This window comes from Bacillus sp. PK3-067 (genome assembly GCF_056738645.1).
In genome coordinates, this window is record NZ_CP096490.1 from 2,687,350 (window position 1) to 2,709,060 (window position 21,711).

At 34.4% G+C, this 21,711-nt stretch carries 24 protein-coding genes; 4 read left to right on the top strand and 20 right to left on the bottom strand.

All coding sequences use genetic code 11. The features are described 5' to 3' along the window. Positions 1 to 3: 3 nt before the first annotated feature. Positions 4 to 783, bottom strand: a complete 780-nt coding sequence (gene sleB / locus M1D73_RS13790) for a spore cortex-lytic enzyme (RefSeq protein ID WP_001249063.1) — start codon at positions 781 to 783, stop codon at positions 4 to 6. Between the two features lie 144 nt (positions 784 to 927). Between sleB and M1D73_RS13795 the strand changes: the two genes are divergently transcribed. Further along, entirely contained in the window at positions 928 to 1,260 is a 333-nt protein-coding gene (locus M1D73_RS13795; RefSeq protein ID WP_000793375.1) for a DUF3889 domain-containing protein, read from the top strand. Between the two features lie 52 nt (positions 1,261 to 1,312). Here the strand turns inward: M1D73_RS13795 and M1D73_RS13800 are convergent, their stop codons facing one another. The 5 genes from M1D73_RS13800 to kynU all read right to left on the bottom strand — a co-directional run bounded on the left by M1D73_RS13800 (position 1,313) and on the right by kynU (position 5,780). After that, the gene (locus tag M1D73_RS13800; protein ID WP_000650955.1) at positions 1,313 to 1,936 is read right to left on the bottom strand and encodes a Pr6Pr family membrane protein; all 624 of its coding nucleotides are present in this window, start codon (positions 1,934 to 1,936) and stop codon (positions 1,313 to 1,315) included. Between the two features lie 16 nt (positions 1,937 to 1,952). Continuing rightward, positions 1,953 to 2,870 (bottom strand): serine hydrolase domain-containing protein, encoded by a 918-nt coding sequence (locus M1D73_RS13805; protein ID WP_000346251.1) that lies wholly within the window; start codon positions 2,868 to 2,870, stop codon positions 1,953 to 1,955. Positions 2,871 to 2,989: 119 nt separating this feature from the next. Further along, positions 2,990 to 3,829, bottom strand: a complete 840-nt coding sequence (gene kynA / locus M1D73_RS13810) for a tryptophan 2,3-dioxygenase (RefSeq protein WP_000661957.1) — start codon at positions 3,827 to 3,829, stop codon at positions 2,990 to 2,992. A 32-nt stretch (positions 3,830 to 3,861) separates the two neighbouring features. Beyond that, positions 3,862 to 4,491 (bottom strand): arylformamidase, encoded by a 630-nt coding sequence (gene kynB, locus M1D73_RS13815; protein WP_000858074.1) that lies wholly within the window; start codon positions 4,489 to 4,491, stop codon positions 3,862 to 3,864. Positions 4,492 to 4,493: 2 nt separating this feature from the next. Beyond that, a complete protein-coding gene (kynU, locus tag M1D73_RS13820; RefSeq protein ID WP_075677120.1) occupies positions 4,494 to 5,780 on the bottom strand; it encodes a kynureninase in 1,287 nt (428 codons plus the stop codon). 159 nt (positions 5,781 to 5,939) lie between these two features. Here kynU and M1D73_RS13825 point away from each other — a divergent pair, with 159 nt between their 5' ends. Beyond that, a complete protein-coding gene (locus M1D73_RS13825) occupies positions 5,940 to 6,551 on the top strand; it encodes a TetR/AcrR family transcriptional regulator (RefSeq protein WP_000798536.1) in 612 nt (203 codons plus the stop codon). A gap of 35 nt (positions 6,552 to 6,586) precedes the next feature. Here M1D73_RS13825 and M1D73_RS13830 read toward each other — a convergent pair whose 3' ends face one another. From M1D73_RS13830 to M1D73_RS13860, 7 genes are all read right to left on the bottom strand, one after another. Beyond that, positions 6,587 to 7,024, bottom strand: a complete 438-nt coding sequence (locus M1D73_RS13830; RefSeq protein ID WP_075677122.1) for an NUDIX hydrolase — start codon at positions 7,022 to 7,024, stop codon at positions 6,587 to 6,589. A gap of 515 nt (positions 7,025 to 7,539) precedes the next feature. Then, complete coding sequence (locus tag M1D73_RS13835; RefSeq protein WP_000803865.1) at positions 7,540 to 8,637, bottom strand: L-dopachrome tautomerase-related protein; 1,098 nt, start codon at positions 8,635 to 8,637, stop codon at positions 7,540 to 7,542. Positions 8,638 to 9,210: 573 nt separating this feature from the next. After that, on the bottom strand, positions 9,211 to 9,468 hold the full coding sequence (locus M1D73_RS13840) for a DUF3977 family protein (RefSeq protein ID WP_000873830.1): 258 nt from the start codon (positions 9,466 to 9,468) through the stop codon (positions 9,211 to 9,213). A 114-nt stretch (positions 9,469 to 9,582) separates the two neighbouring features. Next, complete coding sequence (locus tag M1D73_RS13845) at positions 9,583 to 11,433, bottom strand: sigma-54-dependent Fis family transcriptional regulator (protein WP_144572662.1); 1,851 nt, start codon at positions 11,431 to 11,433, stop codon at positions 9,583 to 9,585. Between the two features lie 313 nt (positions 11,434 to 11,746). Next, on the bottom strand, positions 11,747 to 12,085 hold the full coding sequence (locus tag M1D73_RS13850) for an NIPSNAP family protein (RefSeq protein WP_000499992.1): 339 nt from the start codon (positions 12,083 to 12,085) through the stop codon (positions 11,747 to 11,749). Then, positions 12,058 to 12,654, bottom strand: coding sequence for a GNAT family N-acetyltransferase (locus tag M1D73_RS13855; RefSeq protein WP_000635680.1), 597 nt, complete (start codon positions 12,652 to 12,654; stop codon positions 12,058 to 12,060). The genes M1D73_RS13850 and M1D73_RS13855 overlap by 28 nt, the downstream gene beginning before the upstream one ends. Next, a complete protein-coding gene (locus M1D73_RS13860; protein WP_121868270.1) occupies positions 12,651 to 13,436 on the bottom strand; it encodes a DeoR/GlpR family DNA-binding transcription regulator in 786 nt (261 codons plus the stop codon). The genes M1D73_RS13855 and M1D73_RS13860 overlap by 4 nt, the downstream gene beginning before the upstream one ends. A gap of 250 nt (positions 13,437 to 13,686) precedes the next feature. On the opposite strand from M1D73_RS13860, the gene M1D73_RS13865 reads away from it, so the two are divergent. Beyond that, complete coding sequence (locus tag M1D73_RS13865) at positions 13,687 to 14,184, top strand: hypothetical protein (RefSeq protein ID WP_000838466.1); 498 nt, start codon at positions 13,687 to 13,689, stop codon at positions 14,182 to 14,184. Positions 14,185 to 14,248: 64 nt separating this feature from the next. Here M1D73_RS13865 and M1D73_RS13870 read toward each other — a convergent pair whose 3' ends face one another. The 3 genes from M1D73_RS13870 to M1D73_RS13880 form a co-directional block, all read right to left on the bottom strand. Further along, complete coding sequence (locus M1D73_RS13870; RefSeq protein ID WP_002204770.1) at positions 14,249 to 14,848, bottom strand: class I SAM-dependent methyltransferase; 600 nt, start codon at positions 14,846 to 14,848, stop codon at positions 14,249 to 14,251. Positions 14,849 to 14,937: 89 nt separating this feature from the next. Then, positions 14,938 to 15,339, bottom strand: coding sequence for an Rrf2 family transcriptional regulator (locus tag M1D73_RS13875; RefSeq protein ID WP_000877642.1), 402 nt, complete (start codon positions 15,337 to 15,339; stop codon positions 14,938 to 14,940). A gap of 85 nt (positions 15,340 to 15,424) precedes the next feature. Further along, complete coding sequence (locus M1D73_RS13880) at positions 15,425 to 16,048, bottom strand: DUF4085 domain-containing protein (protein WP_000873447.1); 624 nt, start codon at positions 16,046 to 16,048, stop codon at positions 15,425 to 15,427. Positions 16,049 to 16,268: 220 nt separating this feature from the next. Between M1D73_RS13880 and M1D73_RS13885 the strand changes: the two genes are divergently transcribed. After that, positions 16,269 to 16,862 (top strand): hypothetical protein, encoded by a 594-nt coding sequence (locus tag M1D73_RS13885; protein WP_000914434.1) that lies wholly within the window; start codon positions 16,269 to 16,271, stop codon positions 16,860 to 16,862. 85 nt (positions 16,863 to 16,947) lie between these two features. Here the strand turns inward: M1D73_RS13885 and lpdA are convergent, their stop codons facing one another. Genes lpdA through acoA form a run of 4 tightly spaced genes read right to left on the bottom strand, consistent with a single transcriptional unit; the run spans position 16,948 to position 21,620 of the window. Beyond that, on the bottom strand, positions 16,948 to 18,327 hold the full coding sequence (gene lpdA / locus M1D73_RS13890; protein WP_000041216.1) for a dihydrolipoyl dehydrogenase: 1,380 nt from the start codon (positions 18,325 to 18,327) through the stop codon (positions 16,948 to 16,950). 15 nt (positions 18,328 to 18,342) lie between these two features. Continuing rightward, a complete protein-coding gene (locus tag M1D73_RS13895) occupies positions 18,343 to 19,542 on the bottom strand; it encodes a dihydrolipoamide acetyltransferase family protein (RefSeq protein ID WP_060852070.1) in 1,200 nt (399 codons plus the stop codon). Positions 19,543 to 19,569: 27 nt separating this feature from the next. Further along, positions 19,570 to 20,604 (bottom strand): acetoin:2,6-dichlorophenolindophenol oxidoreductase subunit beta, encoded by a 1,035-nt coding sequence (gene acoB / locus M1D73_RS13900; protein ID WP_000198898.1) that lies wholly within the window; start codon positions 20,602 to 20,604, stop codon positions 19,570 to 19,572. A 17-nt stretch (positions 20,605 to 20,621) separates the two neighbouring features. Further along, positions 20,622 to 21,620, bottom strand: a complete 999-nt coding sequence (gene acoA, locus M1D73_RS13905) for an acetoin:2,6-dichlorophenolindophenol oxidoreductase subunit alpha (protein ID WP_060852068.1) — start codon at positions 21,618 to 21,620, stop codon at positions 20,622 to 20,624. Positions 21,621 to 21,711 lie beyond the last annotated feature (91 nt).

A 21,711-nucleotide genomic window follows, 5' to 3' on the forward strand; every position in this document is an offset into this window, starting at 1 on the left:
GCTCTATTTACAGAAAATATGTTTACCGATTTTTTTAATTTGTGGACGAGTCCAAATCCATTTACTAGTCGCAGTATCTGGATTGAAATAATATAAAGCATTTCCTGTTGGATCCCATCCGTTAATCGCATCTAAAACTGCTTTTTTTGCTGTTTCATTTGGTGTTAAATATATTTGTCCATCGGCTACCGCTGTAAATGCTCTAGGTTCAAAGATTACACCTGAAACAGTATTTGGGAATGACGCACTTGTAACACGGTTCAAAATAACAGCAGCTACTGCAACTTGTCCTAAATACGGTTCACCACGTGATTCTCCGTATACTGCGTTTGCCATCAGCTGAATATCATTTTGAGAATAACCGTTCGGAACATTTGTCCCTTTATTTTGAGGTGGTTTATTCTCTTGTGCAGTGCCACCACTATTTCCTTTATTCGTTGTCGTTCCTTTATTAGCAGTTGATTTGTCATACTTCGTTGCCTTCACGAGCATTTGCTTCGTTTTAGCTCCAGCTAAACCATCAACGGGTAATCCAAATTTCTCTTGAAAATTCCGAAGTGCCCAATATGTACCCCATCCGAAAACACCATCTACTTTTCCCGTATAAAATCCGTTATATTTTAAACGAGATTGCAGTTCAATGACATCTTCGCCCGATGCTCCTCTTTGAATGACTTGATTAGAAAATGCTTCTACATTCTTTAGTTGTATACTACTGACCATTAAAGACAGTCCTATGAACGCAAGTAAAACCGCTATTTTAAACATAGCTTTTTGGCGCATAATTTTCCCTCCTTAATTATGTAAATGATTTCTTGGTTATGTTTTGTAAAAGCCTCGCTTTTATGTAAAGAAGACAAAAAATCCAAACTAATATCGTAGAAAGAAAATGTAAACAATATAAAAAAAGGATAAAAGGAGTTCATCATGAAGAATTTGTTAAAGCGTGTCGCACTCGTCCTTCTGTTCCTAACAACATGTTCAAATGTATATACAGGCTCATCAATTGTTCAGGCGCAGCCGCCGTATGCAAAATGGGGTAAGCTTGCTGTAGAGAAAACGAAAGAACAGTACCCAAAAGCAGAGATTATTGATTACCTTCATATAGGTAGAAAACCAAAAACCGTTCAAATAACAGTTGAAAAATTCAAATTGTGGCTACGTGAAGACGGAAAAGAATATGGTGTTTTTGTTGATGTGGAATTTGAAACGAAGACGGAGAAATTTATTAAAATGTCGTTTCAGAAGACGAGTAGATAAAATGAAAGAAACCCGGCTATTTAGATTCATAACAGCCGGGTTTCTTTCATTTCTAAAATTCTTTTCTAAAATATCGATTCCCTAAAAATCTTACCAATATACAAATAGTGCCAATTACAACTGCTATCCCTATACTGTATAAAAGTACTCTACCATATCCACCTATTCTCGGATCTAAAAATGGATAAGGATACCAATTCACGATTGGACCACGAATTAAGCTATATACAACGTAAAAAAACGGGAATAAGAGCCAACTTGAAGCTTGTTTCCAAGTGATTTTCTTATTTGGTGGATTTAATATCCAATCTAAAAGCATAGCAATTGGCATGATATAATGTAACACCGTATTTACCCATGGTATTGCCGTTTGAAGTGATTCTTCTAACCCTCTTAATAATAAAAAATAAATGAGTCCAGTCGTAAGTATGTATACCGTTGCTGCACCACGAAGTATACCAAACTGTTCTGATCGACCAAATGTAGCTGTTCCGATACTACTTAAAAGGAGAATACATGCAACTAAAATGTTACTTTCGATCGTGAAGAAACTAAAAAAGTTAACTGGATTGAACGGTTTCACTTGTGCCCGTATTATAAATTGCGTAATGATTGCACTAAATGCTAGAAGGCTTAAACATAGTCTAAATAAAGATAAAATTTTTTCATCCTTCATACATTCCCTCCTTTTCTTATATATAATTAGAATTTCCCTGTACATGCTCAATAAATAATTTTAACGGAACGAGCCCACGTTTTGGCATATGACTACTTATAATAGATACTACTTCTAATTGAGGAATGATAACGATGTATTGTCCGCCGTATCCCATAGCGAAATATATACAATACGGTATGTGAAATCTTTCGTTATGTAATACCCACCAGTGATATCCATATGCGCCGACATGTTCATATGTTTCAAATTGCGCCCTACTTGACTCTTTTAACCATTTCGCTGATACAATTTCTTTTTCATTCCAATATCCATTTTGCAAACATAATTTTCCTAATTTTAATAAATCGGTAGATTTCATTTTCATACCGAAGCCACCTACATATATACCCTGCGGATCTTGTTGCCACTCGTATTCGTTAATTTTTAATGGATCAAATAAATATTTCTTTGCAAACCGCTCTGTCGACATTCCAGTAGCTTCTTGAATAATATAGCTCAGTAAATGAGAAGAACCTGAATTATAATTCATTTTTGTAGCAGGTTCTTCAATTATTGGCTTTTCTAATATGTACTGTACCCAGTTCTCTGATTCTACAAAGTCATTTGGGAATACTACTCCATTCCCAAACTCTTTCCAGTCCTCACCAGTAGTCATTGTTAATAAGTGATATAGCGTTAAATCATGTTTTTCCCCAGGTACATTTTCAATCCACTCTGTAATTGATGTATGTATATCATTTATATAGCCCTTATCAATTGCAATACCAATTAATAAAGATACGATACTTTTTGTAATCGAATTTATTTTATATAAGTTATTTGCACATTCGGGTGTTTTATAATACTCCGTTGTTAATTCCCCTTTTTGATAAACAAGAAATGTATTCACTTTTTTCTTTTCGAATTTATTTTCTAGTTGCTTGAAATCCAAAAACTTTACCTCCATTTAAATAGTTACTCCATTTATTATATCTTGTTCCTTCATTTTAAACATAATTGTGTTCAAATAAAAATAAACCTGTCAGCCATAATGAACTGACAGGTTTATTTTTATAATTTCGTACGAACATTCCAAAGCTCTGGGAAGAATTGTTGATCAAGTACTCGCTTTAAATAAGAAACACCGGAGGATCCACCTGTACCCATTTTATGTCCAATAATTCTTTCTACTGTTTTCATATGACGGAAACGCCATTGTTGTAGCCAGTCTTCAATATCAATCAATTTTTCAGCAAGCTGATATAAATTCCAATATTTTTTCACATCCGCATACACTTCCAACCATGCTGCTTCTACTGTTGCATCTTCTTCATAAGGCTGCGTAATATCACGGTTTAACACATCTTTATGAATAGGGAATCCTTCTTTTACTAATGCTTGAATCGCGACATCATATAGACTTGGTGCATGTAGCGCTTTATGAAGTCGTGCATGTAATTCTGGATCCTTTTCATAAATTTTTAATGCGTGTGGCGTTTTATAGCCAAGTGCATACTCAATCATACGATATTGATACGATTGAAAACCTGAAGCTTGACCGAGTGAATCACGAAACTCAATATATTCTGATGGTGTTAATGTCGCAAGAATATCCCAAGATTGAATAATTTGAGACTGAATTTTTGATACACGTGCTAACATTTTAAAAGCTGGTTGTAATTTATCTTGTTTAATAGATTCAATCGCCGCATTTAGCTCATGTAAAATGAGCTTCATCCAAAGCTCACTTGCTTGGTGAATAACGATAAATAACATTTCATCATGATGGTCCGATAATCTTTTTTGAGAAGATAGTAAACTATCTAATTGTAAATACTCCCCATACGTCATATTCTCTTTAAAATCCGTATGAATCCCTTTTTCCATAATTACTTTTTCATTTTCTTTCATATTAGCCAAACGCCCCTTTTATATGATTCTACTTATATTGGTCTAATAACGGCTCGAACTGGACTTCCATCTGCATCAGTTAATGCAAGTGGTAATGCAATAAGTTCATAATCACCGTCTGCTACATGATCTAGTACGACATTTTCTAAAATATGAATTCCATGTTTAAATAATTGATGATGCGCTGCTAATTCTTTATCATCTAGCGGATCAACTGATGGTACATCTACTCCGATTAAACGAATACCTTTCTCTGAAAGAAACGACGCTATGTCTGCACGTAAATGAGGGATCACCTCTGGAAATTCTTCAGCTTTTCCATGTGAAGATGTACGTAATAATAATCGTTCTACACCTTCTAAATGAAAGCTTTCTAATTCCTTTTTCCCGATGCTTTCAAGATTAGAAACGTCAATAATCCGTGCTGGGCCAACATAAACTTGAACATCTAAATCCAATACTTTCTTTCCATCATTATCAAAATGAAATGGTGCATCAATATGAGTGCCTGTATGAATACTCATCGTTAACTTTCCGACATTTACTGAGCCACTTTCTTCTTTTGACCATGAAACTTCATACGAGAACGGTGTGTCTCCTGGCCACGTTGCAATATTATTATTTAGCGGTTGTGAAATATCAATCCACTCTGATGTTTTCATATTTATGCCACAACCTCTCGCTTATTTTCAAACTGCTTATACTCTTCATTTTTCATAATTTTCTTTAATATTTGTACAGATTTCCACACTTCTTCGTATGTGTTATATAAAGCGACCGGCGCAAGTCTCACCCCATTTGGCGCTCTAAAATCTGGAATTACTCCATTTGCTTTTAGTGCTTTACATATACGTGCTGCTTCTGCATGCTCTAAATAAATGTGCCCGCCTCGTTTTTCATCCTCTAATGGATTTCCAATTGTAAATTCGAAACCTTTTAATTCATGTCCAATTAAATTCAGCATGTATCTCGTAATATGTAAAGATTTTTCACGTAAACGTTCAATACCAGCATCTTTGAAAATTTCAAGTGAACCAATTAATGGTGCTGTACTTAAAACGTGCGGTGTACCAATTTGATAAGCACCTGCATGATCAGCAGCTGTTAATGTATGCTCCATATCAAACTGCTTATCTTTTCTAGAACTAAACCATCCAGACAACCCTGGTAGTCTATTAAAATGTTTATTATTCACATAAATTCCTGCAACGCCACCCGGTCCTGCATTTAAATATTTATAATTGCACCAAACAGCAAAATCGACATCCCAATCTTTGAAATGATGCGGAATAGATCCTATTGAATGGCATAAATCAAATCCAATGTGAATGCCGCGTTTATGAGCTTCCGTTGTTAAACGTTTCATATCAAGAATTTGACCACTTCTATATAAAACAGAAGGTAATAAAATTAAAGCGATATCATCTTCCATCGTATGGATAATATCTTCTTCAGAAAGTGTTCTACCATCTCGGCTTTTCACTCTTACTAAATGCTCCTCTGGATCTAATCCTTTTAAACGAATTTGACTTTGAAGTGCATAAATATCTGATGGGAAAGTTAATTCATCCGCAAGTATTTTTGTACGTATTCCTTTTGGTTCGTAAAACGTCGCAATAACTTGGTGTATATTTGTAGTTGTAGAACCGGTTACAATAGTTTCTTCCGGTAAAGCACCAATAAGAGGGGCTGTAAGTTTACCTAATTTCTCTGAAAGGAAAAACCACGGGTGCTCACCTTCTGTCCAGCCGTCAATGCCATACTCTTTCCACGAATCTAGCAACGTAAGTAATGATTTCTCTGCTCTTTTTGAAAGTAGCCCTAATGAGTTTCCATCTAAATATATAGTACCTTCTTTTTTATAGAATTCAGTTTGAAAATCTTTCAGTTCATCATGTTTATCACATTCAAGCGCATACTCATAAGTTGGTTGAAATGGTTCTTTATACATGGTGTCACCTTCTCTTAATTTTCTTTTTATTCTAACTAATTGAAATATATCACCTTAATTGATACAACGTCAATGATATTATGTCAGTTGACTTTATATATGAACTTCTTTTACAATACAGTTATATTTTCAGATATTTCAGTATAAAGAGGTGATTCTTTGAAAAACTCTACTCTTTCATCAAGAAAACACCGCTCCTTAGAAACGAAGAAGAAACTATTACACTCTGGTTACACTATTTTTATAAATAATGGATTTCAAAAAACGACAATTACACAAATTATTAAACATGCAGAAACTGGTTATGGAACAGCATATGTATACTTCAAAAACAAAGATGATCTCCTAATTAGTTTAATGGAAGATGTTATGAATCAATTTTATAATATTGCTGAGCGCTCTTTTTCTCCACAAACAAAAGAGGAAGCACGTATAATGATCCAAAATCAAGTTAGAGCATTCCTGCAATTAGCAGATGCAGAACGCGCTATTTTGCAAGTTGTAGAGGAAGCGATAGGATTATCAAGAGAAATACGGCAAAAATGGGATGAGATTCGGGAACGTTTTATAACAAGTATTAAACAGGATATTACTTACTCTCAAGAAAGTGGATTAGCACAACCTAATTTAAATAAAGAGATTGTAGCACGCGGTTGGTTCGCGATGAATGAATCGTTTCTTTGGACTATTACGCAAAATGATAAAAAGATTAACTTAGAGGAAATTGTGTATACGTTAACGGAGATGTATACGACCGGGTTATATAAATAACACACCGTCAATAAGTAAGGTGTGTTATTTTACATCTATAAAAATATATTATCTGGGTATGGTAGCGCTAAAGTAGGCTTTTCAGAAAATGAGAAATATTGTAGTTTTAAAGATTCACCATCTATCGATTTCAGTTTTCCACTAGTAATTTCACATTCAAACACAACAACAATATATTCTACTTGATCGCCATTCGGATATATATGACGGAACCTTTCCCCTCCAAATACCCCTTTTTGTTTTTTTACTCGTACTTTCAATCCTGTTTCTTCCCACACTTCACGAACTACCGCTTCTTCTGGAGTTTCTCCAGGCTCAATTGCTCCAGCTGGCAAACTCCAGTATTCCCCGCCAGGATATTGAAACAAAATATCTCCCTGCCCATTCTTTATAACGGCAGCTACACTCGGTATTAGAATTAGTTCATGGCCTAATTGCTCACGGATTTTTTTATAATATAGCGACATCGACATATAATTCTCTCCCACTCCAATAATAAACAACTGTATTTTCTGACACCTATTGTATAATAATAACAATAGCAATTTCTATATAGAAAGGATAAGAAAATTACTCCCCTTTATATCTGCTACACTAGATAATTTATACAGTTCTAAACCTCGCGTTTTCCATTCTTGTGAATCTTGTTTAATTATCTTTTTAAAATATTTTAGTAGTGGTCATAAAGCATACTCCTTATGATCTACATAACTAACAACATCCCATTTTAACTTTTCATTAATTTCACTCATAAGTTCGGGTATTACTACTTCACCATATTTTTTAAAACATTCATGAGTTTCTTCGTAATTTTAAAATAAAGTTTGATTAAAAATATCGTGTTAACCCGTATTCTATGGTAAATAAAAAGAATCCATTTTGAAAAAGATTGATCAAAATGGATTCTTATCCAGCAGGTTTATGTTTTGGTTTTATAAAAAAGTTTGATCATTTTCTATCAATGAAAACAATTAATTGACTATTTTTATTATGAAAAGGTCGGAGCAGGAAATTCATCAATTTTGATACGAAGTAAACTATAAGGTTTCTGTCGTAAGTCTTTTCCATAATGAAATCTAGGCTGTCGATGTAATTGGTTCACAATGACATACAAATATTGATCCGGACCAATTGAAAAAGTATCCGGCCACAAAATTCTCGGATCATGTGCGATAGTTTCCATTATGCCATTTGGCAATATCTTACGGATACTGTTGTTTTCATAATCTCCAGCATAAACAGTTCCCTTTGCATCAGTGATCATTCCATCAGACGCACCTTTTTCTCCCCAATACTCCACATGATAAGGTAAATTCATGTCCGGTATCGTTCTGTTTCTCAGGGCTTCTGTTGAGATCGAGAACAAATGCCGACTGGTTAGTGGAGCAAAAAATAATATCTTTCCATCGGGAGAAATCGCAAGACTATCAGACGCCAACCTAAATGGAGAAGTTGAACCGTCTTTGTTTCGATTCATTAAAATTTGACCTTCTACTTTCGGTAAAAAATAGGGATCGGGTGAAGTTGAATTTGCTCCATTTAACCGTCTAAACGCGTTTCCATTTGATAAATCTACGACGATAATAGCTCCTGGTCCTCTCGAAGAAGAATCCGTTATATAGGCATAACCTGCTTTTCCAACACGAAAATCAAAACGGACATCATTCAGATAAGTTGTAGGCAGGACAACATCTTCTGTAAAGGTATATACTTTTCTTATTGTATTGGTTTCTAAATCAACAGCGACTAATTTTGCTCCCCCTTTAATAGGTTCAGAAAAATTGGGTGCCGCTGTATCTAATATCCAAAGCGTTCCCCTTCCATCAGCAACTACACTTTGGACACTGATGAAAGTCATTGGGATATTCTCGGGGTTAGCCAAATTGGTTTGTAAATTAGGATAAGGCTGCAATTTATCCTCAAAAATTTCCGCCACCGTAAATTTAACATCGTCTCCCCATTTCGGAAAGCAAATGAAAATACGACCGGTTTCTGAAACAGTAACACCTGTAGGCATAGCCCCATAAAATGCATAAACTAGTTCTAAATTACCGAAATATTTTTCACTAGGTAACATAGGTTTCATAATATCCTCCTCAAGCATTCAAACGGGATATCTCCTATATATGATTTATATTTTTTCTAGTGCATGTTTCTTAATAAGTTTTTCTATACGAAAAGATGATTGAATTGATTGTTTTCGAAATTTAATAAGTCTGTCAGAAGAAAGGAAGCATTTTAATTTAAAGGTCTCCAGATGAAGTAGAATTCAATTAGCAGGTAGCGAAGTTCAATATTCCCGAATCAACGTTAAGCTGGTATAAAAAATGGGGAAATTTCCCCATTTAAATTTGTGAAAAAATGTACTTAAGCTAAACTGCCCGTTAGTTTAAGTGTAACACTTCACAAACAATATTTTGAGTATTCTTATTATTCCTGTTTCCTCAACAATCTGGCCCTTTAATTGAACAATAAAATAAAGGTGAGTACATATTAGTCATGTATAATATGCGCTCACCTTTATTTTTTTAGGATTTTTAGCTTTTAGGTCTTGATAATAATTTTTAGTGGTTTTATTAACAATTTATATTTAGTAAATGTGCTTTTCATGAATTTGATATAAGTCAAAAGAATTTCCTGTCCAATATAACTACGCATGTTAGCCCACTTCTTCTTTATCCAGTCTGCTTACAATTCCAACTATAAATTTATATTCAATCCTCCTCTTCTTAACCTTTTTAAACCTTTCTTTCGTATCAAAAATTAAACACGTTTTCCGAAACCACACTCGTACATATAAAGACTCAAAATAAATAGGTTTTATAATTCCTCGTTCTTCAAATTCAGTTCCATCTTTATTTTCAGTTTCTGTTCGAACGAACCACCTATTTCCGAAGCCAATTTCAATATACTTCACACACTAACCCCCATTAGGAAATTTCCCTTCTAACAATTCTATTATTTCCCCGGTAAGCGCACATTCCGACAGAACATGAGCCCACAAAGAAAAAGTAGATTACAAAAATCTACTTTATAACTTATATTTTTGCATTCGTTTATAAAATGTACTACGGGGTACATCTAATAGTTTTGCAGCTAATGAAACATTTCCGTTTGTCTTTTGTAATGCTTCAATCATGCTATCACGCTTTATTTTTTCGCGAAAATTCAATGTATGTTCGGTTTTATTTTTAACTTGTAACTCAAGTTGTTGTTGATTTCCCATCATTGTTTGTATCAAAAGAGCGACTTGTTTTTCGCATATTTCCCGTCCTTGCGACAAAATGTAAATGCGTTCTAATGCATTTACTAGTTCTCGAATATTTCCGGGCCATGTATGTTGTAAAAATTGATTGCAAATACTCTTCGGAAATACAACATTCCAATTCTTCTGTTCGCAAAAGTGTTGTATAAAATATGGGATATCCTCTTTTCTTTCTATTAACGATGGAACATATAACGGATAAACGTGCAAACGATAATATAAATCTTGACGGAATTTCCCTTCTTCTACTAACCGTAGTAAATCTTTATGTGTGGCAGTAATAATACGAATATTTACTGGTACCTCTTTTGAACTTCCTATTGGAGTTATTGTACGTTCTTGTAAAACACGCAATAATGCTACTTGCATCTCTGGTGGTACTTCACCAATTTCATCTAAAAATAATGTTCCTCCATTCGCTTGTTCAAATTTCCCTTTATATCCTTGACGTCGCGCACCTGTAAATGCACCTTCAGCATAACCGAACAATTCACTTTCTATTAATTCTTTAGGCAAAGAACCGCAGTTAACAGCTATAAAGGGCCCGTCTTTTCTTGGACTATTTTCATGAATCGCTCTCGCGACATATTCCTTCCCTACTCCTGTCTCACCACATACATACACACTAACATCAGTCGGTGAAACAAGCTTAATTTCTTCTAGTGTGTGTTGAAATGCTTTGCTTGTCCCGGTAACTCCTGGAAAAGTAATTCCTTTTATAAATGTGAAAGCAGAATATGTATTCATTTGTTTGTTTTCCTTTAAATACATACATTTCCCGATCATTCTTTCATTACTATATACCGGTATCTCTAATTTAGTTTCCAATCCATGGTGCACTAAATCTTCAAGTTTCATTCTTGACCAATTAGTTACTCGTTCCCGAACGCTCTTACTCGCAGAAACGATAACATCACGATGATTACAAATAACTACTTGTTCATCACTATCAATGACATCTAAAAAACGATGGATTAAGTGTAATTCATTTTGATGAACTCTTATGCTACATTCACGTTCAATCGCATGTGCAATTGAAGTTACCATACCGAGCATATATGGATGTGAAAATTCAATTGGACAGGAGAAATCTAGAATACCAATTAATTTCCCGTCATCGTTATGAATGGGAGCAGCCGCACAACTCCAGCTATGAGATGCCACGGAGTAATGTTCAGTACCACTTATCATAATAGCTTCTTCAATTTCTAGCGCTGTTCCTATTGCGTTTGTCCCCACAGCTGCTTCCGTCCATTTTACACCTTCAATAAAATTAATATGTTTCGCTCGCTTTAACGTTTGTTTATTTCCACTTAAGGATAGAACATAACCATCTGGATCGATTAATAATGCCATCATTTGTAGTTCATCAATGGTTTTTCTCAAATTTTGTATTTGGGGTAATGCTATATCAAGGAAAATTTCACTCTTTTTCTTTTGTTCTCGAAAAATATTAGAAGACAAAACTTTCTGACCTTTATTCATGTGAGGATTAACATTAGCCTGTTTACATCGATGCCATGATTCTGAAATTCTTTGATTTATGCGATTTGAATCAAGAACACCTTCATTAACAAACTTTTTCCATGCATGTAAGTAAAACGGTGAAGCTAACATTGTATCATCTCCCTTTTAATTGTTTTGGAGATTTATAAAACATACTTTTATTATAAAACTGAATAAAAGCGTTTTCAATACAACTAGCAATACGACACAAATATGTTAATAATTTGAATATCCTAATGCACTTCTTTATTCTTTTTTAGTAGCACTATATTTTGTATAATGGACGCAAACAAAATACATAACCAAAACCACTTTTGTGGATTACCATTTATAAAGAAAACAATCACGGCTATTGCAAATAAAATAGCGGATGCTAAACTAAAATATAATTTTGTTTTAATTTCTATTATCCCTCACCCCTCTGTTACTTTACAGTACATACTAACTCTTCATTTTTCATCTCTACTATGTACTCCTGTAAAACATATTCTTTCCCGCCATGGTTTTCATACCATTCATGTATTCCTTTAATATGCCTCTCGTCACTTCTAATTTTCGATTCTATTTCATTATACTGTTCATAACTATCATATTCCCATATGGCAAATACTTCAGACGTACCATTCTTATTATCTTTCATCCAGCGTCCTATTAGCCTAGAACCATGCTTTAATTGATTAGGTAAGTTCGTATTATTGAAATGATCATTAAATACTTCTATGAATTCATTTTTCACTACATAGTACTTCCTTCTGTAAAACATACTTCTTCACCTCTTTCATGAAAAGTATTAGTAAATCTTCCCATCAATACCGTATTATAATACTTTCCATCCGATAGTCTTTTGTCATTTTTCAAAATGCCTTCTACTTCAAAACCTAATTTTTTATACAGATGAATAGCTTTCTCGTTTGTCTCTAATACTTGTAAAGATATTTTATTTACTGCATTTTCGTCAGCCCATTTAATAGATTGTTGTAATAGGCTCTTCCCCATTCTATATCCCCAAAACTCTTTTAAAATGCAAACGCCAAACTCCACTTTATGAGATAATCTCTTAAAATTTGATCCTTCACATCTTGAAAATCCAACGATTCGATTGTGCACTTCTGCAACTAAAAAGAGATTCTTAGTCTCTTCACTATCTGTTTTTATTATTTTTTGAAACCCTAGGTCATCTATAAATCCCTCTCCAGCATCTCTATCCATATTTTCAGTTTCTCCATCAATCTGAACTCTAATTTTCGATAACTGCTCAGCATCTTTCTCAGCTGCAGAACGAATTGTATAAGTTAATCCATTTATATAAAACTCTTGCTCTTTTACAATCATGTCAAACTCCTTTCAAATGAATATAATGGTGCTATTACAACTTGTTTACCTTGTTTCTCAAAGTCCTGAACAGTTTCTTTACTAGCCTCTTCGTCAGTTATAATAATGTCAATTTCTTTTAGAGACTCTCCTCTTATAAAACAATCTATTCCAAGTTTATTATGCGGAACTAAACAAATATTTCTTCTAGCAATTTCACTTACTCTTTTACTAAAATAAGCAACTTCAGGTGTTGCAGTACTAATACCTTGTAATGAAATGCCTCCACCTGTGGAGAAATAAAGGTCAATAGAAAATCTACTTATCAATTCAGAGGCAAGTGTATCAGTAATATTCCCTGAAGGTTTTACTTTTCCGCCAATTAAATACGTATCAATATTCTTATATTCTCGTAGATAACCAGCTATTTCTATAGAATTCGTAATAACCGTAAATGATACTTCCGGTAAATATTTCAGCATCGCATTATGAACGGGAGCCCCGCCAATAAAAATTGAATCACCTTCTTGTATATAAGATACCGCAACTCTTGCAATTGTGTCCTCATATATTGAGCTATCACTATAACGTTTAGTTGGTTCCGCAGCTAAGTTTCTCACTCGCGTAAGTTCAATTGCACCTCCGTACGTTCTTTTTAATAAACCATCCTTTTCCATAATAGACAAATCTCTTCTTATAGAATCAATAGACATATCAAATCTTTCCGCAAGATCCTTTGCTATTACTCTTCCATCTGTATTAAGTCGTTCTAAAATTTTCTCTCGACGTTCTTCAGTAAACATGTTATCACCACCGTTATTGAAGGTTCAGAAACTTAAACTTTATTTTAATTATATGCATGCCTCTTCCGTTTTACAATATTTTCAATTCTTATTTATTCCGTTTTATACAGTCTTCTCCCTCTTTCTATCCTGTTAACTTGACAACCGAATAAATGTATATCTGTATATTACGCAAAAACACTTCCATTTACCTTCCTATTGATGTAAAATTATTCCTATGTTTTACTTTTTAATACAGAAAGGGATTACTATGAAATCATTAATCAAAACGACATGTACAGCATTATTATTTACTGGAATATTAACAGGATGTAATAGCAATACTACATCAAAACAAGAAAAGAGCGCTCTCGAAAAGAATGCAATGCACTATGGAGAAATAGTTAAAAACGAATACTATAGAGCGACAGTTGAGAATGCAAAGTTTGAAAAAATAGACAAAGAGCGGCGCCTTACTACTCGTGTTATGATTAATAATGTTCGAGACGATGGACAAACTATTGATCTTTCGGAAATAAAATATTTCATACAAGATGAAAAAACTGGTGAGAAATATGAAGGTGAAGCTCATCCGATAGATGACGAGCACTATAAAAATGTTCCACACGAGTTCTCTTTAACTACTGACGTTGTATTTGAACTGAAAACTTCACCAAAAGATTTAAATAATATGTATTTATACATAGATAGCAAAGCAGCGCCGTTAACAGATACATATTGGAAGCTTGATAATTTAGTATCTAAATAGAAAGACCAGTCTTACATGACTGGTCTTTTACATTCATACATTTAACTTTCATTAACACTTATATTCATTTTCTAATAACAACTTGAATAACATCAGCTAAACCAGTGTGCCCTTTCCCTTCAATTCGCTCTTGTTCGCCATTAAAGAAATGAATTACCTTATGTTCTTCACACCAAGTAAGGATATCAATTGGATCATACAGCATATCAACATCTTTTGGTCCACCAGTACCATAGTTTATTTGTTTTTTTGAGTAAACTTCAAACATAATTAAACCACCAGGCTTTATCGTTTGTATCATTTTACCTAATATCATTTTTTTATAATCATCATGAAAATGTCCAAATACCATAATTGCTGCATCATATTCATTTTCTGCCAAACTATCAGCCAATAAATCTACTTTTTTTGTATGCACGTTTACGTTATGCTTCTCTGCCAATTTTTTTGTCTTCTCTAATCCATCTTCCGAATAATCAATAGCTGTTACTTCGTTCCCTTGTCTTGCTAGAAATACAGCATTTCTACCTTCTCCCTCCGCGAAAGCTATTACTTTATTGTGATTTGCTAAACGAAATGCTTGTTCTTTAATAAATGTATTAGGTTCTTTACCGTAAAAATATTCATCTGATTTATATCGATCATTCCAAAATTTAGTCATCATCTTCTCTCCTTCTTCATATCATTTTCTAACTAAAATTAAAGATATCAAAGAGTCTTTTTATCCTTAATTAATTTAAAAATAAAAGCAGATTAAAAATCCACTTTTATTTTTTTCGCAAGATCTACGATTTTTTGATTTCGTAACTCTTCTTCCATTTTCTCTTCTGCTGCAAGCATTACTTCATTAATTAAACATCCAGGTTTGTCATGTAAACAACATTCAAACAATGATGTTTTACCTTCAATTGCATGTATAATATCTAAAAATGAAATATCTTCCCAATTCTTACTAAGCGAGTAACCGCCCTTTGGACCAGATGATGAATGTATCATCCCTTCCTTCGTCAACTTAGTTAGTATTTTAGACAAGTACGTTGGTGAAACATTTTGCATTTCTGCTAATTGGTGAACACTAACTAACTTATTTGGTGTAGCCTTTGCCAGAAAAAGTATTGTATGAAGAGCATAATTTGTAGCTTTAGAATATTTCATAGTACAGCCCCTATTGTAGACTTCATGTATCTACAATAACTTTATTTTTTTATTATGTCAAACGTTTGTAATGCTCCATAAAAAATTATTTATTCACAAGTAATACATCTGTCGCACAAATCGTCACTTCTCTAAATGGACAGTCAAATAAAACACCTAGTTCAAAACCATCTTCAGTAATAGCTATTTCATGATATAACCACCAAGCATTTTCAAAGTTTTCCGGCATAGAACAATTTGTTACTCCTATAAAGGTTACTTCAAGTTTATCAAATTCACTAAAAGTACCACTGCAATCTAATACGATAGACAAAGTATCTTCTGATTCTCTCTTTATTACTTTAATTACACTATCGTGTAGTGATGTCTTGTGTAACTGAGCGACATTTGACGGAAGTTTTTTCTCAATGGAATTAAAATATTCTACGTATGATTGATCTAATTGTGCCATTCTTTTCTCATAATCTGTTGTCCACTCTTGCATACGTTTTTTCAGTTCACCTAATGGATATTCTGAATTAATTGTGATGTTTTGTATAATTGAGTATATCGATTCAGGAAGGAATTTTAATAAATCTATTTTCCTTTCCTCTATTTCTTCCTTTAAACTTTGTATATCCATTTCCGACCATTCTTTTATAGACTCTATAAAACTTACAAATTCTAAAACTTGCATTTTTTTATACCATTCTCTTGTAAAATATTTCAATGACACCTCTCCTAAAATATCTTTACATCCAGTAAAAGCAATACATCCACTTATTATATCATTCCAATAACCATTTTTTCTAAAGAAATAATGTAAAAATGTAAATATTCCGCCTATTATTTCTAAAACTTCAGAATATTTACAAAAGTATAAAATTAGAATACATTTTAGCTGTACAAGATTCACCTGTACAAAAATTCAAACAAAAAGGGATGGTTATATGTTGAAGAAATTAGTAGCAGGGACATTAGTAGCGGGTTTTGCACTAACTGGAGGACTAGGTGCGGTAAGTGCTGAAGAAAAAAGTAACACAATTAAGTCATTTGATTATTTAAAAGTGGATGAACAAAATGTTAATTCATTTGCAAAATTAAGTGATCAGGATAAGAAAGATATCCAAATTACTATGGTATTACCAGAGCAAAATGAAAATGGAGATTGGCTAGCTTATGGTTTTACTAGCCGTGAAACATTAGATGCGTATATTGAAAAGGATAAAAAAGCAATTAAAAATAAAATTAATCCTTTAGGTAGCGGTGCTGGTAGTACTGATTTTTATGAACATAAAGATAAAGGTGGCCAATATATTTACTGGAGTAGCGGCTTTAAAAACTTACCATCTAGCTGGAATGACAGAATTTCTTCTGTAAGTACAGCGTCACCTTCTGCAAGTTATTCAACGACACTTTGGGAGCACACTTCAACACAAGGATATGGAAAAGGCGTTTTATTTAAACATGCTGATTGGTACGGTAAAACTGCTAATTTAGCTGCTGATTGGAACGATATTACTTCAGCGATTGAAATTAAATAGTAATAAGATATTTAATTTCTTCTATAAAAATTCAAACCACTATTCTCTCTTTCGTTTAGAGAATAGTGGTTTATCATATTTCCATTTAAGCATGTACAGCATGTCCTACCGCTTGCATTAACGCTTCATGAATCGCCTCAGATAAAGTTGGATGTGCTGCAATATAATCTCTCATTATATCAGCGGTAACTTCTGTATGAATCATTACGGTTCCTTGACCAATAAGTTCAGTTGCATAAGGACCGATAATAGAAATCCCTACAATTTCTTGGTATTTAGGTTCCACAATGACTTTTACTTTCCCTACTTGTTCTCCTAAAATAAGAGCTTTTCCGTTCGCTGTAAAAGGAAATTCTCCGATGAGAATATCACCATATTGTTCTCTTGCACCTTTTTCACTTAACCCGACACTAGCTATTTCTGGAGCTGTGTATATACATCGAGGCACAGCGTGATAATTTACTTTCACGTCTTCTCCACTTGCGTGTAATGCTGCTGTCGTTCCTTCATGGAAGGCAACGTGAGCAAGCTGAATCCCACCGATTACATCACCAGCTGCGTAAATATGCGATACGTTCGTTTGCATATGTTCATTCACAGAAATCCCTTTATTTGAAAACTGAACCCCTGCCTTTTCTAATCCTAATTGTTGCACTCGTGGTTTTCTTCCTACAGAAACAAGAACAAATTCTGGAGTTACTTCGTGAGTAATTCCCTCGTACTCAAATGAGGCTTGCTTCTTATAGTTATTTAATCCTTTTAAAACTGCTCCCGTAAAAATTTTCACACCATCTTTTTCTAATTTCTCTCTTAAAATATTCGCGATATCTTCATCTTCACCAGGTAGTAATTGCGGTGCCATTTCAACTATCGATACTTTTGTGCCAAGTCTACTATAAATACTTGCAAACTCACATCCTATTACACCACCGCCAACGATTAACAATGAAGATGGTACACTCTCAAGAGACATGGCATGGCTACTATTTAAAATCCATTTTCCATCAAACGGAGCGAATGGTAATTCTGTAGGTTCGGAACCAGATGCGATAATAAAGCTCTCTCCATCAACTACTTCTTCTTTATTTCCTTGTACAACTCGCACACGATGATCCGTTTCGAATTTCGCTTTTCCTTTTACAACTTTAATTTTATTTTTCTTCATTAAATATTGTATTCCTTGGACGAGTTGCATTACGATTTGTGATTTTCTCGCCTGTATTTGATCCCAATCAATTGATATACTTCCTGTATTAAGCGTAACTCCATAATCATTCGCTTTTCTCACAATGTCATGTATTTCAGCACTTTCTAACAGTGATTTCGTAGGCATACAACCAACATTTAAACACGTTCCGCCAAGTTCAGCTTCATCAATAAGAGTGACACCTTTGCCATTTTGAGCCGCGGTAATTGCGGCTACATATCCAGCTGGTCCGCCTCCAATTACAACTAGTTTACTCATTCTCTCACCTTCTCTTTATAAAAGAATTGTTATAGGTTCTTCTAAATAATGTTTAATTGTGCGTAAAAATGCAGCTGCTGGTGCACCGTCTAGTACACGATGATCGAATGTTAAACTTAAAGGTAACATACTACCTTTTTTTAATTTTTTCCCTTTATATACAGGAACATGTTCAATTGCGCCAATACCTAAAATGCCAGTCTCAGGTGTATTTAATACCGGTGTGAAATATTCAATACCAAAGCTACCTAAATTACTAATTGTAAATGTCGTTCCGTGCATATCATCACTACTTAAGCTACCTGCTCGCGCCTTTTGTGCCACATTCTTAATCTCTTTAGACAATTCTACTAAAGATAAATTATTTGCAAAGCGAATAGCTGGAACGATTAACCCTTTTTCTAATGCGACTGCCATGCCTAAATGCACATGTTCAAATTGATGAATTGCATCATCTATATAAGCGCTGTTCATTTCTTTATGCTCTCTAAGTGCTAATACAGCAGCACGCGAGACAAAATCCGTAATGGTTAATTTATTATCATCTCTTTTTTGTACAACTTTCGCTATTTCTTTATGTAAAGCAACTAAATCTGTTACATCTACTTTCATCGTTAACGTTAATTGTGCGCTATTTTGTAAGCTTGCGTGCATACGATTTGCGATCGCTTTACGCATACCAGTAACAGGAATCACGTTACTTTCTTCTTGTTCAGATATTTCCAGAACGTTTACTCTTACCTCAAGTGCTTTTAATACATCTGCCTTTGTAATCCTTCCGCCAGGACCTGTACCAACTAATGCCTTGATATCCAGATTTTCAGACTTTGCAATTTTCTTGGCTACAGGTGAAATTTTAATTCTTTGCTTCGATACTTCTTTCCCATTTGCTTCTTGATTTTGTACATTTTGTACTTCTATATTAGATGTTTTTTCTTCTACAACATGTGTGCTTTCCTGCATTTCTACCTTTTCATTCGGTTTACCGATGTAGCAAATTACAGTACCAGGCGGCACTCCTTCATCTTCACTTACAGCTATATCAAGTACTGTACCATCAGCTGGCGCTTCAATTTCCGTTTCAATTTTTTCTGAATTAATACTAGCAATTAGTTCTCCTTTTGCTACATTATCGCCTGCTTTAATATTCCAGCTCGTAATAATACCTTCTTTCATCGCCATACCTAACTTCGGCATTACAACTTCTACAGCCATGTCTCTCTCTCCCTTCTCATCGTTTTATTACACATGTAATAAAGATTGGTCTCCGATCATTTCTGATACGGTTTCAATTACTTTTTCTGGTGTTGGCAAATACAACTTTTCAAGTGGTGGTGAGAACGGAACGGGTGTATGTGGTGCTGTAATTCGTTTAATAGGTGCATCTAACAAATCAAAACCTTTATCCGCTACAATTGCCGCAATATCTGTTGCAATACTACATCTAGGATTCGCTTCGTCAATGACGATAAGACGATTTGTTTTTTCAACAGATGATAAAATAGTATCTTCATCAAGTGGTGATAAAGATCGTGGATCAATTACTTCTACTTCAAGCCCCTTTTTCGATAATTGCTTTGCAGCTGCAAGCGCTGTATGAACTTGCTTTCCGATTGCGACAATTGTTACATCAGAACCTTCCCGTTTAATATCTGCTTTTCCTAATGGAATTGTATAGTATCCTTCTGGCACTTCACCTTTCATATTGTAAAGTGTTTTATCCTCAAAGAAGATTACTGGATCATCATCTTCAATTGCCGCTAATAATAAGCCTTTTGCATCATACGGTGTGGAAGGAACAACAACTTTAATACCTGGTATGCTCGTAAATAATGCGTACAAACTTTGTGAATGTTGAGCTGCTGCACTAAAACCAGCGCCATGCATCGTACGTACTGTAACGGGTACTTTTGCTTTACCTCCAAACATATAACGGAATTTCGCACCTTGGTTTAATACTTGGTCAAGACAACTACCGATAAAATCATTAAACATTAACTCAGCTATTGGACGTAACCCAGTTGCAGCAGCTGCCATCGCAGCTCCCATATAACCCGCTTCAGAAATTGGTGTATCCAATATACGATTTCGGCCAAACTCTTGTACAAGTCCTTTCGTAACACCAAGAACACCACCCCAAGCTTCATCATCTTGCAGGTGATCAACTTGTGCACCGCCTGCAACATCTTCACCTATTAAAATTACATTTTCATCACGACGCATTGAGATTTTCATCGCTTCATTAATTGCAGTTGACATACTTACTGTTCTAGTCATAATTTTTCACCCTCCTCTTATTTGTAAGAAACGTATACATCTTTTAATAATTCTTCATCGTCTGGGTATGGACTATTTTCACTAAATTCAATGGATCTTTGTACTGCATCATCTACTGCTTTTTCCATATCAACAAGTTCAGATTCTGTTAATAAACCTTCATGAATTAAATGCTTACGGAAATTCACAATTGCATCTTTTTCGTTTAAATGTTCTTCTTTTTCTTCTGATGTTTTATATGTTTGCGCTTCACCTTCGAAATGACCATAATTACGATATGTCATACATTCAATAATTGTTGGACCATCACCATTACGCGCACGTTCAACTGCTTCTGCAGCAGCTTTATATACAGCTAGAAGATCTTTTCCATCTACTTGAACACCTGGAATATTATAAGCTTTTGCGCGATCAGCGATAAAATCACAACTTGAAGCATATTCAAATGTAGTTGCTTCACCGTAACCGTTATTTTCTGCAATAAAAATAACTGGTAACTTCCAGATCGCCGCTAAATTAACCCCTTCATGGAATGTTCCTTCATTATTTGCTCCGTCACCGAAGAAGCAAACACTTACATCTTTTGTTCCTTTATATTTAGCTGTTAATGCTGAACCGCAAGCAAGTGGGAAACCCCCGCCTACAATGCCATTCGCACCAAGCATTCCTTTATCTAAATCGGCAATATGCATGGAACCGCCTTTACCTTTACATAATCCTGTCGCTTTCCCGAAAAGTTCAGCCATCATACCATTTAAATCACAACCTTTTGCGATACAATGTCCATGACCTCTATGTGTACTTGTAATACTGTCACTATCCGTTAAGTGGGCACATACACCAACCGCTACCGCTTCTTCACCTGCGTATAAATGAACGAAACCTGGCAAAACGCCTTGCGCGAACAATTCATGCACCTTATCTTCAAACTTACGAATTTCTAACATTTTTTCGTACATCCAACGAGCTTGTTCTTTCGTAATTTCATTCCCTTTACTTTCAGTTGTTTTTAACATGTCCAGCCCTCCTATTTTCTTGTTCGTCCTTTATATTGCAAGTATTGTGCCAATTTCGAATCCTTGTTTTAATAGGTTTTCTCTATCTTTT

Bases quoted from the DNA above. Each gene is read 5' to 3' on its own strand.
- M1D73_RS13885 (WP_000914434.1), top strand. From the start codon at position 16,269: ATGTTGAAGAAATTAGTAGCAGGGACATTAGTAGCGGGTTTTGCACTA.
- kynA (WP_000661957.1), bottom strand. From the start codon at position 3,829: ATGAAAGAAAATGAAAAAGTAATTATGGAAAAAGGGATTCATACGGAT.
- M1D73_RS13895 (WP_060852070.1), bottom strand. From the start codon at position 19,542: ATGGCTGTAGAAGTTGTAATGCCGAAGTTAGGTATGGCGATGAAAGAA.
- M1D73_RS13845 (WP_144572662.1), bottom strand. From the start codon at position 11,433: ATGTTAGCTTCACCGTTTTACTTACATGCATGGAAAAAGTTTGTTAAT.
- M1D73_RS13850 (WP_000499992.1), bottom strand. From the start codon at position 12,085: ATGTTTTACAGAAGGAAGTACTATGTAGTGAAAAATGAATTCATAGAA.
- acoA (WP_060852068.1), bottom strand. From the start codon at position 21,620: ATGTTAAAAACAACTGAAAGTAAAGGGAATGAAATTACGAAAGAACAA.
- lpdA (WP_000041216.1), bottom strand. From the start codon at position 18,327: ATGAGTAAACTAGTTGTAATTGGAGGCGGACCAGCTGGATATGTAGCC.
- kynU (WP_075677120.1), bottom strand. From the start codon at position 5,780: ATGTATAAAGAACCATTTCAACCAACTTATGAGTATGCGCTTGAATGT.
- M1D73_RS13855 (WP_000635680.1), bottom strand. From the start codon at position 12,654: ATGATTGTAAAAGAGCAAGAGTTTTATATAAATGGATTAACTTATACA.
- acoB (WP_000198898.1), bottom strand. From the start codon at position 20,604: ATGACTAGAACAGTAAGTATGTCAACTGCAATTAATGAAGCGATGAAA.
- M1D73_RS13830 (WP_075677122.1), bottom strand. From the start codon at position 7,024: ATGTCGATGTCGCTATATTATAAAAAAATCCGTGAGCAATTAGGCCAT.
- sleB (WP_001249063.1), bottom strand. From the start codon at position 783: ATGCGCCAAAAAGCTATGTTTAAAATAGCGGTTTTACTTGCGTTCATA.
- M1D73_RS13875 (WP_000877642.1), bottom strand. From the start codon at position 15,339: ATGAAATATTCTAAAGCTACAAATTATGCTCTTCATACAATACTTTTT.
- M1D73_RS13800 (WP_000650955.1), bottom strand. From the start codon at position 1,936: ATGAAGGATGAAAAAATTTTATCTTTATTTAGACTATGTTTAAGCCTT.
- kynB (WP_000858074.1), bottom strand. From the start codon at position 4,491: ATGAAAACATCAGAGTGGATTGATATTTCACAACCGCTAAATAATAAT.
- M1D73_RS13795 (WP_000793375.1), top strand. From the start codon at position 928: ATGAAGAATTTGTTAAAGCGTGTCGCACTCGTCCTTCTGTTCCTAACA.
- M1D73_RS13865 (WP_000838466.1), top strand. From the start codon at position 13,687: ATGAAATCATTAATCAAAACGACATGTACAGCATTATTATTTACTGGA.
- M1D73_RS13835 (WP_000803865.1), bottom strand. From the start codon at position 8,637: ATGAAACCTATGTTACCTAGTGAAAAATATTTCGGTAATTTAGAACTA.
- M1D73_RS13860 (WP_121868270.1), bottom strand. From the start codon at position 13,436: ATGTTTACTGAAGAACGTCGAGAGAAAATTTTAGAACGACTTAATACA.
- M1D73_RS13870 (WP_002204770.1), bottom strand. From the start codon at position 14,848: ATGATGACTAAATTTTGGAATGATCGATATAAATCAGATGAATATTTT.